Source organism: Chitinophagaceae bacterium C216 (genome assembly GCA_028485475.2).
In the GTDB taxonomy this organism is placed as follows: domain Bacteria; phylum Bacteroidota; class Bacteroidia; order Chitinophagales; family Chitinophagaceae; genus Niabella; species Niabella composti.
Window position 1 is genome coordinate 2,266,518 of the sequence record CP144143.1, and the last position, 16,598, is coordinate 2,283,115.

Below are 16,598 nucleotides of genomic sequence, written 5' to 3' on the forward strand. Positions count from 1 at the left end.
TGAGCATTTCTCATTGCTCATACGTTGATAGCTATGGTTTGCGGCCTTGTAAGCACAGTGCAGCAATCCTCCATATCAGTAAACTATAAACAGAATATAATGCAACAAGTTAAAAAAGGTGATAGAGTTCGCGTTCACTATCACGGAAAATTAGCAACAGGAGAAACATTTGACAGTTCACATGGCCGCGACCCACTGGAATTTGAAGTAGGTAGTGGAATGGTGATTAAAGGTTTTGATGATGGTGTTACCGGAATGACCGTAGGAGAGAAGAAAACTATAAATATACCCGTAGAAGATGCATATGGCCACAGAAATGATCAAATGATCATTGACATGCCTATAGACCGTTTCCCAGAAGACATGCAATTAGAAGTAGGCATGCCCTTAATCATGAGCGATTCTACCGGACAGCAATTTCAAGTTGTAGTGACCGAAATTAAAGAAGAATCAGTAACTATCGATGCCAATCATCCGCTCGCAGGAAAGGATTTGATATTTGATATTGAATTGGTAGAGATCGTCGGTGGCAATCCGTTGATTATTACTCCTTAATTAGTTTTAAATATTATTTTACACAACCCCGGATTATCGTAAGACATTCGGGGTTTTCGTGTTATTTGTGATAGTGAAGTACTAGTTTTGCAGCTAGCACAATAAAATTGTACTAGAATGATTAGTGATTATGTATTTACCGTAGCCGATCGCTTTTTGAAGTATGTAACTATTGATACCCAAAGCGACCCTAATTCGGATACCTTTCCGTCTACAGAAAAACAAAAAGATTTGGGTCGTCTGCTTGTGGAAGAATTGCAGCAGATGGGAGTCGCCGACGCACATTTGGATGCATACGGATATGTGTATGCCACCATCCCTGCAAATACAGAGAAGAAAGTACCGGTACTTTGTTTCTGCAGTCATATGGACACATCATCAGACTGCTCGGGTACAGGCGTAAAACCTATTGTACATCGGCATTATGATGGCAGCGATATTGTATTGCCCGATGATCCCACCCAGGTTATCTCTGTCAAACAACATCCCTACCTAAAAGAAAAAATTGGAGAAGATATTATTACAGCATCGGGAACTACTTTATTAGGTGCTGATGACAAAGCCGGCGTGGCTATTATAATGGATTTAGCTCACTTTCTTATGACACATCCTGATGTGAAACATGGTGCCATTAAAATCTTGTTTACTCCAGATGAAGAAATCGGAAGGGGCGTGGATAAAGTAGATATGAAAAAACTCGGTGCCGATTTCGGCTACACACTAGACGGCGGCACCCGCGGTAGTTATACCGATGAAACGTTTAGCGCTAATGCTGTGATCGTTACTTTTCACGGAATAAGTGCCCACCCAGGATTAGCTAAAGGTAAAATGGTCAATTCTATGAAGGTGGCCGGAACTTTTCTGGATCTGCTGCCCAAAGACAGCTTTAGTCCGGAAACTACGGAAGACCGTGAAGGATTTGTGCATCCCGTACAAATTGAAGGAACCGTAGAAAAAACGACCGTGCAATTTATTATCCGTGATTTTGAAACAGAGCAGCTCAAAATGCATGAAAAGCGTTTGGAAGAATTTGCTAAACAAGCTGTAGGCAGATACGAAGGCGCATCATACACTTTCGAAAGTAGAGAGCAATATCGTAATATGAAGGACATTCTAAAAAACTATCCACAGGTTACGGAATATGTAAAAGAGGCCATGAAGCGAAGCGATGTCACCTTTCACCAAGAAAGTGCACGCGGAGGCACGGATGGCTCTCGTCTTTCCTATATGGGATTACCTTGTCCCGATATTTTCACTGGTGAGATGGCATTTCATAGTAAGCAAGAGTATGTGAGCATTCAAGACATGCAGAAATCCGTAGAAGTGCTGGTAAATCTGGTACAGATATGGGAAGAGAATAGTTAAATTTGATTTACGTACCCATAGTATTTCGATTTTAGGATGCAAGTACATGCAATTGTACCAATAGCATTTGATTATTGGTGGTTCGTTTTTATTGCTTAAATTTATAAAAACTGATGTCATATGGATCTTCTTAATTATTGGTGGCTCGTTGTATTGCTCATTATTATATTTAGTGGTTTATACACCGTAAATCAGGGATATATTGCAGTAATTACCATGTTCGGGCGTTACCAACGTATTGCCCGTCCGGGACTCCGTTTTAAAATCCCGTTTATTGAGCAGGTATTTAAAAAAGTTTCGATACAAAACCGATCAGTAGAGCTGGAGTTTCAGGCGGTAACACAAGACCAAGCTAACGTGTATTTTAAAACCATGCTGCTCTTTGCGGTACAGGATGAGATGGAGGAAACTATTAAACGCGTGGCTTTTAAATTTATTAGCGACAGAGACTTGATGCAGGCTCTTATCAAAACCATCGAAGGTAATGTACGTGCCTTTGTAGCTACTAAAAAACAGGCAGAAGTACTTGGCTTACGTCGCGAAATAGTGCAATATGTAAAAGATGAAATTGACCACACATTGGGTGACTGGGGCTTTCATTTGCAAGATCTGCAGATCAACGATATTACATTTGATAAAATGATCCTCGACTCGATGAGTAAAGTAGTGGCTAGTAATAACCTCAAGGCTGCTGCAGAAAATGAAGGCCAGGCATTATTAATCACTAAAACAAAAGCTGCAGAAGCCGAAGGTAACGCCATTAAAATTAGTGCAGAGGCCGAACGTGAAGCAGCACGATTGCGTGGCCAGGGTATTGCTTTATTTAGAGAAGAAGTGGCAAAAGGTATGTCCTCTGCTGCTGAAGAATTGAGACAGGCTAATCTGGATACCAATTTTATTCTTTTCAGTATGTGGATTGAGGCCATTAAAAACTTTGCAGAGTATGGTAATGGCAATGTGATTTTCCTTGATGGTAGTACTGACGGCATGGAAAAAACCCTGAAACAATTTCAAGGAATGATGATGCGCGGGGCAGGAGGGGACAGCGATGCCAAAGCGCCTAAACATTCATAAGTACTCTCTACAAGACTAAACTTATAAAAAGCGTAACTATTATGTTACGCTTTTTTATTGCCTACAGTTATTTTCGAGAATTGCGCATGGCTTTTAATTTTTTAATATCCTTATTTTTTAAAAATTGCTGATATTCTTTCGATTCCACCGGATACAACGCTATCCTGCCTTTTTCATCGCAATGTATACCAAAGCCATATCGCTTGGTGAGGGGCGAGGCTCTTAAACAAGCCTGACCTTTTGAGAAAAATATTTCCCGCGCTTTCTTCCATTCCGATTGAGGGATATCGTTTTTCGTAACATATACTTGAAAAAGCACATCATCCGAAGTATACTTGTAAGGATGTTTGGTGATGAGCTCATATTGTAACAGTGCAACAGTTTTTTGTTCGCCTTTCTGCTTAGGTACCTCAGCAATCAACGCCGGACAATCTTCCGCTACTTCAATGAAAGTATTAATATAGTTTGTGGTATGCTGTTTCATACGAAAATCTTTAGGGTGTGTCCATCTAGGCTGCGCTCAACAAATTTATTTAAAAGTATAATGAACATTTATACGTGGACCTACTCAGATAAGTAGTATCGTAATCATGCCCATACACTATTCATTAAAGTTTTGGTAAATAGCCCTTTCCAATCTCTGATTGCGCTTGAAAAACAGTACCTTCAATAAACAATCAATATTGTTAATCAAATAAAATAATACCTATGAGCACCGAAAATTTAAACAATCAGGAAGCTATAAATAAGATACAAGAAATAATAGATAAAACCGACATTGGAATGATGTGTACCTTTGGAGAGGGGAAGGATTATCCGCATGTCGTGCCTATGAGTAGACAGGAGATCGATGAAGCAGGCAATATTTGGTTTCTTTTTTCTTCAGAAAGTGAAACACACCAAAATCTACAACAGAATGACAAAATCAGTTTGCTATATGCACATGTGGGTGATTATGCGTTTTTAAGTATGAATGGCAACGCAGTTATTTCAAGGGATCAGGCAAGAATTGATAAATACTGGAATAAGATGATGGAGAGCTGGTTTGAGAAAGGTAAAGAGGATCCCCGTATTCGTGTACTACAGGTAATTCCTGCTGAAGCACATTACTGGGATACACAATCGAATAAACTGGTCACTATTTTCAAAATGGCGGCTTCTGCGATTTCCGGAAAGCCAATGGATATTGGCAGGGAAGGAGCATTGAATTTGTAACTTATTTTTCTCACATGGACTTAAAATCATATGAGCCGTTCTGGCTTATCAAAAACGGACTACCTGCTTCATACCCTTCATTAAAGCATAACGCAACATGCGACGTGCTAGTCGTGGGCGGAGGTATTACGGGTAGCCTTATAGCACATCAGTGTATACAGGATGGTTACGATACTATCCTGATTGATAAAAGAGAAATTGCGAATGGAAGTTCTTCGGCTACTACTTCTATGCTGCAATACGAAATTGATACCCCTTTGTATAAACTTATCGATATGATAGGGGAGAAAGGCGCTGTAGCCAGTTATGAAGCCTGTTACCGCGCCATCGATCAGCTGTATGATATTACACACCGAATTAAATCTCAGGCAGGGTTCCGCAAAAAAGATTCTCTATACTTTGCATCCTATAAAAAAGATGTATCATGGCTGCAAAAAGAATTAGAAGCTCGCAGGAAAGCCGGTTTTGATGTGCAATGGCTGGATGCGAATAGTATCTTAAAAGAGTTTGACTTACACCATACACACGGTGGTATTCTTTCTGCACAAGGCGCCAGTGTGGATGCCTTTATGCTGGTACACGAACTGCTCCAATATAATGTCAAAAAAGGCTTAACGGTGTATGATAAAACTCAATTGCAATCTGTTAATTATGGTAAACGCACGCATGAAGCAAGGTTGCATACCGGCGCTATTATAAAATGTAAGCGTATAATCTACTGCGTGGGGTATGAGAGTGCTCATATGATTCGAGAAAAGTTTGTCAACCTTATCAGCACTTTTGCTATTGTATCGGAAGTGGTCCCTGATGAAACGAGAGATTATAAAGACATCCTTATCTGGAATACCTCTAAGCCCTATGCTTACATCCGTACCACAGATGACAGACGGTTTTTAATAGGGGGAGAAGATGAACAATTTAGAAATCCTGATAAAAGAGATGCACTTATTAATGCTAAAGAGAAAAAGCTATTACGCACTTTTGAGAAACTTTTTCCCAACATTCCGTTTGACGTAGATTTTGCCTGGGCGGGAACCTTTGGCGAGACTAAAGATGGATTACCCTATATCGGCACACATAAGAATTTTAAAGACTCTTATTTCGTATTAGGATTTGGCGGTAACGGTATTACATTTTCCTTAACCGGTATGGAAATGGTATCCGCATGGTTAAAAGGGAAAAAACATGAGCTAACGCCTTACTTCGCATTTGGTCGCTAAGCTGTTATTCAATGCGTGGATAACTGGTAAAGGCATGCTTAGGTTCAAAATGATTCCATATAATGTGGGCGAGTTTGCGGGTTAGCGTTTCCGCTTCATTATCGTACGTCCAGCTTTGGTCTTTATTATTTTTTGTCAGAATACAGAAAACAAAATCTCCGCTAGGGGCGTTTACTAACACCACTTCGCCACGTGCAGCATTCACCGAACCTGTTTTAGAAATAGTATTCACAGTAGGGGGAAACTGTGATAAAGAGCGCTCGTTGTAATACTGGTTTTTAAGATATCGATACATTTTATCCGAATACTGAGGACTAATGACTTTCCCCTGACGAATTAACGTAAACAGCTTCGACATCTCGCGGGGTGTAGTTTGCCCCCATCCATACACCTTCCATATTGCTTCACGACCTGGCGTACGGGAATTCACTTTTGTATTAGGTAAATTCAATTTATCCATTAAAGCATTAATCGTTGCACCACCGCCGGCTAGTTCCTGTAGCCAGATAGAAGTAACATTATCACTATAGGTCAGCATCAGCGAGATCATGGTAGATAAATCGGTTTTCGCACTGTCTTTATAAAACTGCATCAGACCGGAGCCGCCATAGGCACGCTTGGCATCATAAATATATTCCTGCGAAAGCTTTAACTCGTTCTGAGCGATCTTTTGAAATACTCCTACCAGAATGGGTACTTTTACAATACTGGCAGTAGGGAAGATTGTATCTGCATTAACTGCAACGTATTTATTTTTCTTGAGATGTTGTATGTAAATACCAATATCACCCTGAAATCCGCTGATGGCAGTTTCAATAAGGGCTTTAAGCTTTTTATCTTCTTTCTGAGCTTGTCCTATAGTATACAGACAGCAAAAGGCAATTAGTAGGAAGGATTTTTTCATAGTAAAAATTTGAGACAAAATTAACCGATTGCCCATAAGCTCCCTTAGAAAAATTAAATTGCTCTCTGGCTTTAGTTAATAATCTTACCTTCCATTTTAGCCAATCTTTCCTTCCATTTTGTAATCTCCTCCAAAGGCAGACGTGGCCAGTCTTTCACCTCGCCTACGATTTTCAGCGGGTGTGCACTACGATAAGAACGAGTAGGATTGCCGGGAAATTTTTTATCAGTTACATTGGGGTCGTTTTCAAAACTTCCTGTAGGCTCTACAATATATACGCGCTCAGGCGTATCGCCTTTTGCCAACGCGGCAGCTAATCCCGCGCCCGGGATCAGTGCCGTAAAATAAATGTGGTTCATCACCAGATCATCCTGATAATTAGATACTCCTCCTGGTACCAATAAATCACCGAGTTGTAAATCGGCTCTAGTGCCATGATAAAAGGGCCCCTTATCCGGAATGTTTTTTCCGGCAAGTTCAGCTTGCTGTCGGTATTGGATTTCTTTTTCGGCATCATCCAATTTGCCATAGCAATCAGCTATCATTGTATAGAGAGAGGGCAATGCACTTTGCACCGACAGATTGTTTACTTTTAATCCATGCTCAAGTGAAAGCCTTAGCCACTGCAATGCAGAGGAAGGGGAGGGTTGTACTTTTCCCATAAAGAATGCAGCAATGAATTTTTCGAAGTCATGACTGGCTTCGTCCCAGGCACGTTTATAAATTTCTGTGGCTTCTAAAATATTTCCTAGCTCTAGCTTATCGGTTCCGGCTGTACAGAGGCGAATAATAGGGTTATGCGGGTTAAATTCCATAGGTCTTATTTTTATTTTTCGTTTAGAGATTCGATCTTTCGGTTCATGATGGCTAGGGATTTCGTAAAATAAGTTTGTAACCATGCTCGCTGCTGCTCATCAAGGCTCATAAACAATCGATCTGTTTCTTTTCTGAAGTCTTCATAAAGCGGGAGTATGAGTGCCTTGATTTTTTCAATGTCCGGGACGATAATTACTTTACGGCGATCCAACGGATCGTTTTGTCTTTTTACCAGTTTTTTTCTTTCAAAACGATCGATAACATTGGTGACAGCACCCGTGGTGAGTCCCGTAAGGGAAGCAAATTCTCCTGCCGTCATAGCGCCTTTTTGTAGTAAAAATCCCAAATACTTATGTTCTGTTCCAGACATACCTGCCTTTCGCCCGATAGCTTCGTGCATTTGTAGCAAAGTGTAAGAATACTGTTGGTGTAGTTTACGGAGGGAGGTAATTTCTTTATTGCTCATTATTATCTTTATAATTAAGAATATTAATTGTAAAGATAAATAAAATATGCAATTTCTAATAAATTTTATAGTATCACTTTCGAAATAACTATAGAGAAATGCTGATTATGATGTTCAAGCATTTTGCCTATTGACGGTTCAATAAATACGCACCAATTGTTATCAAATTCATCACTTTTAAAACCTCTAACAGTACATACCACATATGTAAGTTTGATTGGGGAATATCTAGGTTTTGTAAGTGCAAATCGATGCGTGCATTCAGTTCTGGTAGTAGGTAGAAAGTTTGAACTATTAAGATGGATAATAAAATTACAACACAGTAAGATAGCTTAGCTTTTAGTAGCTGCTTATCCCGTAACCAACAAACGCTAATGACAAAAGCCAATGTCCATTCCACTTTATTCAAGGCTCTAAATACAAGCTGTCCAATACTTAATCCTATAGGTAATGTCACACCCTGTGCACGAAACTTTAGCCAGGCTTCCATAAAACTTATAGCACATACAAACCCCATCCAGATAAAGATACATGCTATTATTACAGATCGAGCGTAGGTATGTTTCCTATTCATATCAATGGTCTTGCAGCACTATTATTGTTGTAGTACTCAATTTTTGTAATAAACATGGCAGCCATTTTATCAGCGCGCCATTTGGCCTCATCTGCTTTTTCACCGTTAAAAAGCTCATTGACGGTTTCGTGCCATAGGTTTAACCAAATAGCGAAATGGGTGCGGTCGATAGGCAGCTGTGCATGAGGAGGGAAAGGACTGCCAAAATAAGTATGCTCTCCCAGCAATACAGTTTGCCAGAAGCGATACATTTTTTGCAAATGCTCTGGCCAGCGGTCCTCAATCACCTGATTGAATATAGGGCCAATGGTAGCATCATTTCTTACTTTTCCGTAAAAAGTATCTACGAGCGACCGAATATCTTCTATTGAACGAATATCATTTTTCATTATTGCGAATTTTATTGTTTCAAAAAGGCCTGATTGTTTTCTAATGCATGTACAAATGTGCTAACTGTAGCCGATTCTAGCATTTTTGTAAGCTTGTTGCGTACTTGTTTAAACTCATTATGCAGAGGGCAGGGGTGGCTTTCGGAACATTGTCTTAAACCCAAAGCACAACCGTGAAATAATTTTTCGCCATCAATGGCTTTTACAATATCGGCAAGTGAATGGTGAAGCGCATTATCGTCGAGGTAAAAACCTCCATTAGGCCCTTTTGCAGATTGTATCAGTCCTTTACGCACCAATTCTTGCAAAATTTTAGCTATAAAATGCTCGGGAGCATCTATGTTGATGGCAATTTCCTTTACACCGGTTTTGGTTCCCGCATAAGTTTGCTGCGCAATAAAAATCACCGCACGAATGGCATATTCACAGGATTTGGTAAACATGAATCAGTATTATTAGTGCAAAGATAGTCAAATAATTAAATAAAGGATATTTTTGTCCTTTATTTTAAAATTGCATTGCAAGTATTTTTTGCATGGTCTAAAGCCTACGATGGCTTTGCCAGGTTTAAGCAATACACGCGCATTTAGTATCACATTTAATAAGGCTACTTATGGAAGTAACACTTTTTAAACCATCTGTAATATTCAATGAAATGTCACCATCCTTATTAATTATCGTGAAAATTTTTATTCTGTCATTCCTTATTATAGCTGCTATTATATTTTTAATAAGGCAAGTCATCAGAAAAATGGTATGATAGAACTGAAAATTGAATTACCAAGAATTAATAAGTAGCAATGCCCAACAGACTTACGCAACTATTTCCAGTTTTTCATATAATTTATATTATGTTAAATAAATGTTTGTAAAATAAAACCACCCTTTTGTGGGTGGCTTATATTGCAATAAGATGCTTATTTCAATTTGCTGAACAGATCATCCCATTTCTTCTCCTGTGCGGCAAATTTATCGCGATCGGCACCCTTGGCATCTTCTATTTTATAAGAATAATATTCTGCCAAATTACCGGCAATAACACGATAGCTACGTTTTTGATTGGCATCCAATTGAGGCATTTTTCCATATAATTCAGCTGCCTTTTCATAACTATCTTTTGCTAAGTCGTATACTTCGTTGTACGCTTTTTTAGCATCTGCATATTTTTGCTTATCCTGAGCAGTTGCTTTGGAGCCTTTCTTAGTTACTTCAGTCTCTGCAGCAATCATTGCCTCTCTGAATTTTTCAGATTTGAGCAGATAGTGATCTCCCATCAACAGATAAGGTTGTACTTCCTCAGGCTTCAAGCTAGCTGCTTTTTTCAAAGCATTAATCATTTTAGTTTCCAGCTCGTCATAGTTGTCCGGGCGCACGGCTCCTTCTTTACGAGAGTCGATGGTATCGTATATAATTTCAGCGAGCGCTAGATTTGCTCTATAATCATCCGGATTGGATGCTATATGCTTTTCGAGACTGGCGAGACGCTCGTTGAAATCGGAAGAGCTACCTAATGCAAAGTCAAGCATGGAGTAAGTAAAGAACTCGCTGTCAGGATATAACTCCTTACCTAAAGCTTTATATTTTTCAAAATTCTCACTGTCATTTTTGCTAGCATAATATCTCATCAATCCCTGGTATACGCTTTCATAGCTGGTACCATTGTATTCTTTAATTTTAGCTTCAGAAAGACGCAGATAATATTTTGCAGCATCTTCCGGGCGCTTGATATTTTCTGCCAATAAGCCGGCGTAATACAGCGCTGCTGTATCCATTTTCTTATCTATAATTTTTTTGCTTATCAGCAAATCTGAATACTCTACGGTATTTTTTAGTTTATCGTAAGCATCTTCGTACTTCTTATCATTAATGTCGGCTACTCCAGCATTGAAATAAGCTGCATACAAATTATAAGGCGTATTGCGATATATTGGATCTTCCAACAATTTCATTTCAGCATCCAGCTCCTTATACTTTTTCAGAGCCTCGTCCGCTGCATTTCTGTTAGTTACAGATTCAGCTGCTTTGCTTTCATCTACTGCCAGTGCTGAGAAAATCGCGGCTTTGATTAGGTATCCTTCGGGTTTGGTAAAGAACTTTTCATTAGCAGAATTTTTGTCATATAGTTCTTTTGCTTTAGCATATTGCCCCAAAGCAAGCATGCCTTTAATATCATCATATTTCTGTGCAAACACGCCCACCGTTGAGCAAGCTGCAAATGCTAATAGGATAATTTTTTTCATTTTATTCCTTTTTATTTTCTAAAGCATAATTATATTATAAATTATATCTATTCTGTAGTATTGTTCGGTGCATTTTCTTCGGGATCTGCCGATAATTCTGAATTATCAGATACTCCGTTTTCCGATGTGGGAGTTGTTTCGGCATTTTCCTCGTTATGCTCCTCTTCATCAATACCGTCTTCATCTATTTTCGTGATAGCTGCAATTTCATCTCCTTCATCCACTCTTATGAGTTTTACTCCTTGGGTGGCGCGACCGAGTTCGCTAATATCCTGCACCGGCATTCTAATGGTTATACCACTTTTACATGTAATAAAGAGATCTTCGTTTTCAGTCACATCTAATAGTCCCACCAATGCACCTGTTTTCTCTGTAATATTAAGCGTTTTTACGCCCTTGCCTCCACGATTAGTAAAGCGATATTCGTCAATGGCGGTACGTTTTCCATATCCCTTTTCGCTAACAACCAGTACGGTAGTATTTTTTTCTTCGTTTTTACTTACACAAATCATGCCTATTACTTCATCATGCTCGTCATCTACTTCAATACCCATCACTCCTATGGCTCCCCTACCGGTAGCCCGTACTTTTTCTTCAGAGAAACGAATAGCCCTACCGCTTTTAACGGCCATCATCACATCGCAATTACCATCTGTAAGTTTAGCTTCCAGCAATTGATCGCCCTCCACAATAGTGATGGCATTTACGCCTGTTTGGCGCGGACGGCTAAAGTCTGAAAGACTGGTTTTCTTTACAATACCCTTCTTTGTACAAAGTAAAATGTTATGTGATTTTACAAAGTCTTGGTCTTTCAAGTCCTTGACATCGATAATAGCTCGAATTTTATCATCCGGAGGTAGCTGCATCAAATTTTGAATGGCACGGCCCCTTCCAGCCTTTTCACCCTCTGGAATTTCATATACATTGAGCCAGTAGCATCTACCTTTTTCGGTAAAGAATAATAAGGTATGGTGAGTAGATGCAATGAATAGATGTTCGATGTAATCTTCCTCCCTGATGGTTCCTCCTCTTACGCCACGACCACCTCGGCGTTGTGCACGATACTCATCGGCAGGTGTTCTTTTAATGTATCCCAGATGAGATATTGTTATTACAACATCTTCATTTTTAATCAAATCTTTAATACTAACTTCATCATTAAGATAGGTAATCTCTGTACGACGCTCATCTCCATATTTTTCTTTTATTTCTAAAAGTTCCTTCTTGATAATATCATAGCGCATACCCTCGTTAGAAAGCACTTCATTGAGATGGGCAATTAATTTTACCAAATCATCGTACTCTGCTTTGATCTTATCGCGCTCCATTCCGGTAAGACGTTGTAAGCGCAATTCCAGAATGGCTTTTGCCTGAACTTCATCGATACCCCAACCCGCATTTATCAGATTCTCTTTTGCTATTTCAGGGGTTGCAGAATTTCGTATCAGCTGGATAACTTCATCGAGATGATCTAATGCAATCAAATAACCTTGTAAAATGTGGGCACGTTTTTCGGCTTCGCGAAGCTCGAACTTAGTACGACGTACCACTACTTCGTGCCTGAACTCGATGAATTCAGCAATCATTTCCTTAAGGTTTAACACCTTAGGACGACCTTTTACAATAGCTACGTTGTTGATACCGAAAGAAGTCTGTAGTTCGGTATTTTTATACAACTGATTGATAACCACGTTAGCAATTGCATCGCGTTTGAGGTCGATAACGATACGGGTACCTTCTTTATTATTCGATTCGTTATTAACATGAGCAATACCCTCGATAATCTTGTTATTGACAAGCTCCCCGATGCGATTGGTAAGCGAATCGCGATTAACCTGATAGGGTACCTCGGAAATAATGATTTGTTCCCTACCACTGGGCTTTGTTTCTACACGCACGCGGCCTCTTACCACCACTCTTCCCCTACCGGTATGCATGGCAGCCCTCACTCCTTCCATACCGTAGATAATGCCACCAGTAGGAAAGTCGGGCGCCTTCACGTGCTGCATGAGTTCGTCAACCGTAATATCTTTATTATCAATATATGCCACACATCCATCTATAACTTCACTTAAGTTGTGAGGCATAATATTGGTAGCCATACCCACGGCAATACCACTAGCCCCATTGATTAAGAGCTGCGGTATTCTGGTAGGCAGTATGGTGGGCTCCTTTTCCGAATCGTCGAAATTGAGCTGGAAATCAACAGTATCTTTTTCGATATCGTCGAGCATATGCTCGGCCAATTTTTCCAGTCGGGCCTCCGTATAACGCATCGCCGCTGGTCCATCACCGTCTTGGTTACCGAAGTTACCCTGTCCGTCGACAAGCGTATAACGCATACTCCAGTCCTGCGCCATACGAACCATAGCATCGTATACAGACGAGTCGCCATGTGGATGGTATTTACCCAGCACTTCCCCTACCACACGTGCAGATTTCTTATAGGCCTTGTTATGTTGCAGGCCTAATTCGTTCATGGCGTATAATATGCGGCGATGTACAGGTTTTAAACCATCTCGGGCATCGGGTAAGGCACGACCTACAATTACGCTCATCGAATAATCGATGTAGGCCGATTTCATTTGCTCTTCTATATTAACGGGTATAATACGGCTGGTTTCTTGTTCCTGTGGCTCCTGATTCTCTTCCATCTAAGATATTCTTTTCTGATAGTTTAAAGATGATTATACTGTTTGTAAACGATCGTTGTGATCTTCGCAAATTTAATCTTTTATGACTGAATTGTGCTATATAAAAGCCCGATTTTTGGCCCTTTTTATACACCAGAAATCAACGAGCAAAAAGCTTGTTTTTTATAGCCCAAAGGCGTCTTTTTAAAACAAAAATACCTGCCGTTGCGGGCAGGTATTTGTAGTTTCGATCAGAGACCGACACGGTCAATAAAAGGCGTTTATTTCAAATTGAAGGCTTTTTTTACTTTACTCACATAGTCTAGTTTCTCCCAGGTAAACAATTCTACTTTTTTGATGACTTTTTTGCCATCGGGAGACACAAAGGTTTTTTCCACTACTTCATTTTTACGTCCCATATGACCATAAGCTGCAGTTTCGCTATAAATAGGATTGCGCAGCTTCAGTCTTTTTTCGATGAAGTATGGGCGCATATCAAAAAGGGTCTCTACAATTCTACTGATTTGACCATCGGTAAGAGCTACTTTAGCCGTACCATAAGTGTTTACGTTAATGCTGGTGGGCTTCGCTACTCCAATGGCATAAGATACCTGAACAAGTACTTCATCGCACAATCCGGCTGCCACTAGGTTTTTAGCGATATGACGTGTAGCATAAGCAGCACTTCTGTCAACCTTGCTAGGATCTTTACCACTAAAAGCACCACCTCCGTGGGCGCCTTTACCGCCATAGGTATCTACGATGATTTTACGACCTGTTAAGCCGGTATCGCCATGAGGTCCGCCAATTACAAACTTACCGGTAGGATTGATATAATACTTGATCTGATCATTGAATAACTTACGATATTTTGGATATTTTTTGATTACCCGAGGAATAAGAATTGTTTTCATATCCTCGCTAATCTTAGCCAGCATCTTCGCTTCGGTATCGAATTCATCGTGCTGTGTCGAGATTACGATAGTATCAATTCTGATCGGTCTATTGTTATCATCGTATTCTAACGTCACCTGACTTTTTGAATCGGGACGCAGATACTTAATCTGTTTATTTTCTCTGCGCAAAGCAGCCAGCTCAATGAGTAATGTATGTGCCAAATCCAAGGCAAGAGGCATGTAGTTCTCTGTTTCATTGGTGGCATAACCGAACATCATCCCTTGATCCCCGGCTCCTTGTTCTTCTTTATTTTTTCTATCAACCCCTTGATTAATATCGGGCGATTGTTCATGAATAGCCGATAAAACACCGCAAGAGTTGGCATCGAACATATACTCGCTCTTCGTATAGCCGATTTTGCTGATCACTCTACGAGCAATGTCCTGCACATCCAAGTAAGCTTTGGACTTTACTTCGCCGGCAAGTACTACCTGTCCGGTAGTTACCAACGTTTCGCAAGCCACTTTAGACTGTGGGTCAAACGCCAGAAAATTATCTATCAGTGCGTCTGATATTTGATCGGCCACTTTATCCGGATGGCCTTCAGAAACACTCTCCGAGGTAAATAAGTAAGGCATTGAATATTGAATTAATGAAGTCTAGTAAATTAATCGGGTGCAAATATAACATCTGCACCCGTGTGTATGAAATTTGTTCTGAGAATTATAATTTGGAGTAGACGATTCGCATCTTCATTTTCTGAGTGGGGTGATTGCCTCCGCCCAAACGTACACGACCTTTTGCAGGGGCATCAGTGGTTTGTACAATCACCTTGGTATCTCCACCATCGGGATTTCCGTTCTTTACCACTAGGTCGTAAGTAGTGTACAGACGCAAATCGCTGGGTTGAATTATACCTTTTACTACGTTTTGAACATAACGAGTGAGATTAAACCTCCACTGTCTTACTCGGGTGCTTAATGGATCGAGCGTATAGAAAGGATAAGCACCTAGGGATATATAACCAGCTGTACCAATAGTAAAGTAGGTACCTACCATATCCGCTACAGATAGGTAGACGTTCTCTACCGAGTAAGGAATAGTCTTATATTTTATAGCGGAGGTATCATAGGTGTCCATAAACAACATCGGCGGTGGCGAAAACATAGTATCACTCACATCATATATCTGCTCCATCTGTAACTCAGCCAAGTGTACTATGCGATTGCTAAGTAAAGGAAGTGCGGGTATCTTCACTACCGCATAGGTTCCGGGAGTGTTCTGAATATACACAATAGGGTCGGGTACATTATCATTAGCCACCGGTAATAACTCGCTGGAGCTGTAATCTCTAGCGATATAATTAGCCGTTGCAAGTCGTTTGGATGATGTGAATATAAAATATCCTACAGCAGTATCAATATCTCCGGGAGTGCTGGGATTTTCATAGCGATAATACACTGTTACACGTGTAGCAGTGTCGTCTAGATAAAATCCCATTAATCCGTTGCCGGAGGTTCCTACTGCCGGCTTCAGTGCTAGCCCCGCTACTTTGGTGAGAAATGCCGAATCTGTAGAAAAAGCATCGTTTACACCCGTTGTATCATAATCCAGTAATCGCTGTCCAAACTCATCATTAAGTCTAATACGCAACTGATTGGCTACAATAACGGTGTCCTTACCGTTACGGATATCTAGAATAGAGTCATTCAAGGTTTGTGGTACAATCTGCCTACTACCCAAAAAACCTACAGTCGATACAGGCTGTTCTCGTATTGAATATGCAGAGTCTCTATTCAGACCACTATATTTAAAATTATCAGTTCCCGAAATTTCAAAAACATTTATGGTTTGTGGAATGGTAGTATCGCCGTATGTTTCAATATATCGCACAGATAAGACGATAGAGTCAATATAACGTTTTCCCATAACACCTTTTAAAGTACTCTTACCACTTGCGGGTGCAATCTGGAAAAACATCTGAGCTTCGGTTTTACCGAAACTGGGATCATTCATCACGCCGAGAAACTGCTCATCAGTAAGAATGGATCGGGCCGAATCATCGGCGAAAGTGAAAATTTTATTATAGGTCTCGACCTCAATGGTAGTATCAAAAGTATGTATATTGTCAACCGGAGGAATAAGATCCAATCCCAATTCCGTTGGGAGGTTGATTTTATTACAAGAGAGCAAAGTGGCGATCAATGTTCCACAAAAAATTCCCAGTACCGGAAGAAAATACCTTTTCAC

At 40.1% G+C, this 16,598-nt stretch carries 16 protein-coding genes; 5 read left to right on the forward strand and 11 right to left on the reverse strand.

Translation table 11 applies throughout. The features are described 5' to 3' along the window. The first annotated feature begins 99 nt into the window (after positions 1–99). The 3 genes from PIECOFPK_RS09740 to PIECOFPK_RS09750 all read left to right on the forward strand — a co-directional run bounded on the left by PIECOFPK_RS09740 (position 100) and on the right by PIECOFPK_RS09750 (position 2,994). Positions 100–555, forward strand: a complete 456-nt coding sequence (locus tag PIECOFPK_RS09740) for a peptidylprolyl isomerase (RefSeq protein WP_330975298.1) — start codon at positions 100–102, stop codon at positions 553–555. Between the two features lie 117 nt (positions 556–672). Beyond that, a complete protein-coding gene (gene pepT / locus PIECOFPK_RS09745; protein WP_409965745.1) occupies positions 673–1,920 on the forward strand; it encodes a peptidase T in 1,248 nt (415 codons plus the stop codon). A 120-nt stretch (positions 1,921–2,040) separates the two neighbouring features. Continuing rightward, entirely contained in the window at positions 2,041–2,994 is a 954-nt protein-coding gene (locus tag PIECOFPK_RS09750) for an SPFH domain-containing protein (RefSeq protein ID WP_330975300.1), read from the forward strand. Between the two features lie 67 nt (positions 2,995–3,061). Here the strand turns inward: PIECOFPK_RS09750 and PIECOFPK_RS09755 are convergent, their stop codons facing one another. Then, entirely contained in the window at positions 3,062–3,478 is a 417-nt protein-coding gene (locus tag PIECOFPK_RS09755; RefSeq protein WP_330975301.1) for a DUF6157 family protein, read from the reverse strand. Positions 3,479–3,702: 224 nt separating this feature from the next. Here PIECOFPK_RS09755 and PIECOFPK_RS09760 point away from each other — a divergent pair, with 224 nt between their 5' ends. Both PIECOFPK_RS09760 and PIECOFPK_RS09765 read left to right on the forward strand, forming a co-directional pair. Further along, positions 3,703–4,209, forward strand: coding sequence for a pyridoxamine 5'-phosphate oxidase family protein (locus PIECOFPK_RS09760; RefSeq protein ID WP_330975302.1), 507 nt, complete (start codon positions 3,703–3,705; stop codon positions 4,207–4,209). Positions 4,210–4,223: 14 nt separating this feature from the next. Further along, positions 4,224–5,429 (forward strand): NAD(P)/FAD-dependent oxidoreductase, encoded by a 1,206-nt coding sequence (locus tag PIECOFPK_RS09765; RefSeq protein ID WP_409965746.1) that lies wholly within the window; start codon positions 4,224–4,226, stop codon positions 5,427–5,429. Positions 5,430–5,433: 4 nt separating this feature from the next. Here PIECOFPK_RS09765 and PIECOFPK_RS09770 read toward each other — a convergent pair whose 3' ends face one another. From PIECOFPK_RS09770 to PIECOFPK_RS09815, 10 genes are all read right to left on the reverse strand, one after another. Continuing rightward, positions 5,434–6,333, reverse strand: a complete 900-nt coding sequence (locus PIECOFPK_RS09770; RefSeq protein ID WP_409965747.1) for a serine hydrolase — start codon at positions 6,331–6,333, stop codon at positions 5,434–5,436. Positions 6,334–6,404: 71 nt separating this feature from the next. Beyond that, positions 6,405–6,833, reverse strand: coding sequence for an NAD(+)--rifampin ADP-ribosyltransferase (arr, locus tag PIECOFPK_RS09775; RefSeq protein WP_409966818.1), 429 nt, complete (start codon positions 6,831–6,833; stop codon positions 6,405–6,407). Positions 6,834–7,159: 326 nt separating this feature from the next. Next, a complete protein-coding gene (locus PIECOFPK_RS09780) occupies positions 7,160–7,615 on the reverse strand; it encodes a MarR family winged helix-turn-helix transcriptional regulator (RefSeq protein ID WP_330975306.1) in 456 nt (151 codons plus the stop codon). A 127-nt stretch (positions 7,616–7,742) separates the two neighbouring features. Next, complete coding sequence (locus PIECOFPK_RS09785) at positions 7,743–8,189, reverse strand: hypothetical protein (RefSeq protein WP_409965748.1); 447 nt, start codon at positions 8,187–8,189, stop codon at positions 7,743–7,745. Further along, positions 8,186–8,578, reverse strand: a complete 393-nt coding sequence (locus tag PIECOFPK_RS09790; RefSeq protein WP_409965749.1) for a group III truncated hemoglobin — start codon at positions 8,576–8,578, stop codon at positions 8,186–8,188. Before PIECOFPK_RS09790 ends, PIECOFPK_RS09785 begins: the two co-directional genes overlap by 4 nt. Before the next feature lie 11 nt (positions 8,579–8,589). Further along, the gene (locus tag PIECOFPK_RS09795) at positions 8,590–9,021 is read right to left on the reverse strand and encodes an RrF2 family transcriptional regulator (RefSeq protein ID WP_330975309.1); all 432 of its coding nucleotides are present in this window, start codon (positions 9,019–9,021) and stop codon (positions 8,590–8,592) included. Between the two features lie 474 nt (positions 9,022–9,495). After that, on the reverse strand, positions 9,496–10,818 hold the full coding sequence (locus PIECOFPK_RS09800) for a hypothetical protein (protein WP_330975310.1): 1,323 nt from the start codon (positions 10,816–10,818) through the stop codon (positions 9,496–9,498). 47 nt (positions 10,819–10,865) lie between these two features. Further along, positions 10,866–13,472, reverse strand: a complete 2,607-nt coding sequence (gene gyrA, locus PIECOFPK_RS09805; RefSeq protein ID WP_409965750.1) for a DNA gyrase subunit A — start codon at positions 13,470–13,472, stop codon at positions 10,866–10,868. Between the two features lie 260 nt (positions 13,473–13,732). Next, positions 13,733–14,986 (reverse strand): methionine adenosyltransferase, encoded by a 1,254-nt coding sequence (gene metK, locus PIECOFPK_RS09810; protein ID WP_330975312.1) that lies wholly within the window; start codon positions 14,984–14,986, stop codon positions 13,733–13,735. Between the two features lie 85 nt (positions 14,987–15,071). Beyond that, positions 15,072–16,598 carry a DUF4270 family protein gene (locus tag PIECOFPK_RS09815; RefSeq protein ID WP_409965751.1) on the reverse strand — a complete coding sequence of 509 codons (1,527 nt, stop codon included), beginning with the start codon at positions 16,596–16,598 and terminating at the stop codon, positions 15,072–15,074.

Coding starts and splice junctions, on each gene's coding strand:
- PIECOFPK_RS09765 (WP_409965746.1), top strand. CDS start 4,224: ATGGACTTAAAATCATATGAGCCGTTCTGGCTTATCAAAAACGGACTA.
- PIECOFPK_RS09780 (WP_330975306.1), bottom strand. CDS start 7,615: ATGAGCAATAAAGAAATTACCTCCCTCCGTAAACTACACCAACAGTAT.
- pepT (WP_409965745.1), top strand. CDS start 673: ATGATTAGTGATTATGTATTTACCGTAGCCGATCGCTTTTTGAAGTAT.
- PIECOFPK_RS09795 (WP_330975309.1), bottom strand. CDS start 9,021: ATGTTTACCAAATCCTGTGAATATGCCATTCGTGCGGTGATTTTTATT.
- PIECOFPK_RS09740 (WP_330975298.1), top strand. CDS start 100: ATGCAACAAGTTAAAAAAGGTGATAGAGTTCGCGTTCACTATCACGGA.
- PIECOFPK_RS09760 (WP_330975302.1), top strand. CDS start 3,703: ATGAGCACCGAAAATTTAAACAATCAGGAAGCTATAAATAAGATACAA.
- gyrA (WP_409965750.1), bottom strand. CDS start 13,472: ATGGAAGAGAATCAGGAGCCACAGGAACAAGAAACCAGCCGTATTATA.
- PIECOFPK_RS09800 (WP_330975310.1), bottom strand. CDS start 10,818: ATGAAAAAAATTATCCTATTAGCATTTGCAGCTTGCTCAACGGTGGGC.
- PIECOFPK_RS09785 (WP_409965748.1), bottom strand. CDS start 8,189: ATGAATAGGAAACATACCTACGCTCGATCTGTAATAATAGCATGTATC.
- PIECOFPK_RS09755 (WP_330975301.1), bottom strand. CDS start 3,478: ATGAAACAGCATACCACAAACTATATTAATACTTTCATTGAAGTAGCG.
- PIECOFPK_RS09750 (WP_330975300.1), top strand. CDS start 2,041: ATGGATCTTCTTAATTATTGGTGGCTCGTTGTATTGCTCATTATTATA.
- PIECOFPK_RS09790 (WP_409965749.1), bottom strand. CDS start 8,578: ATGAAAAATGATATTCGTTCAATAGAAGATATTCGGTCGCTCGTAGAT.
- metK (WP_330975312.1), bottom strand. CDS start 14,986: ATGCCTTACTTATTTACCTCGGAGAGTGTTTCTGAAGGCCATCCGGAT.
- PIECOFPK_RS09770 (WP_409965747.1), bottom strand. CDS start 6,333: ATGAAAAAATCCTTCCTACTAATTGCCTTTTGCTGTCTGTATACTATA.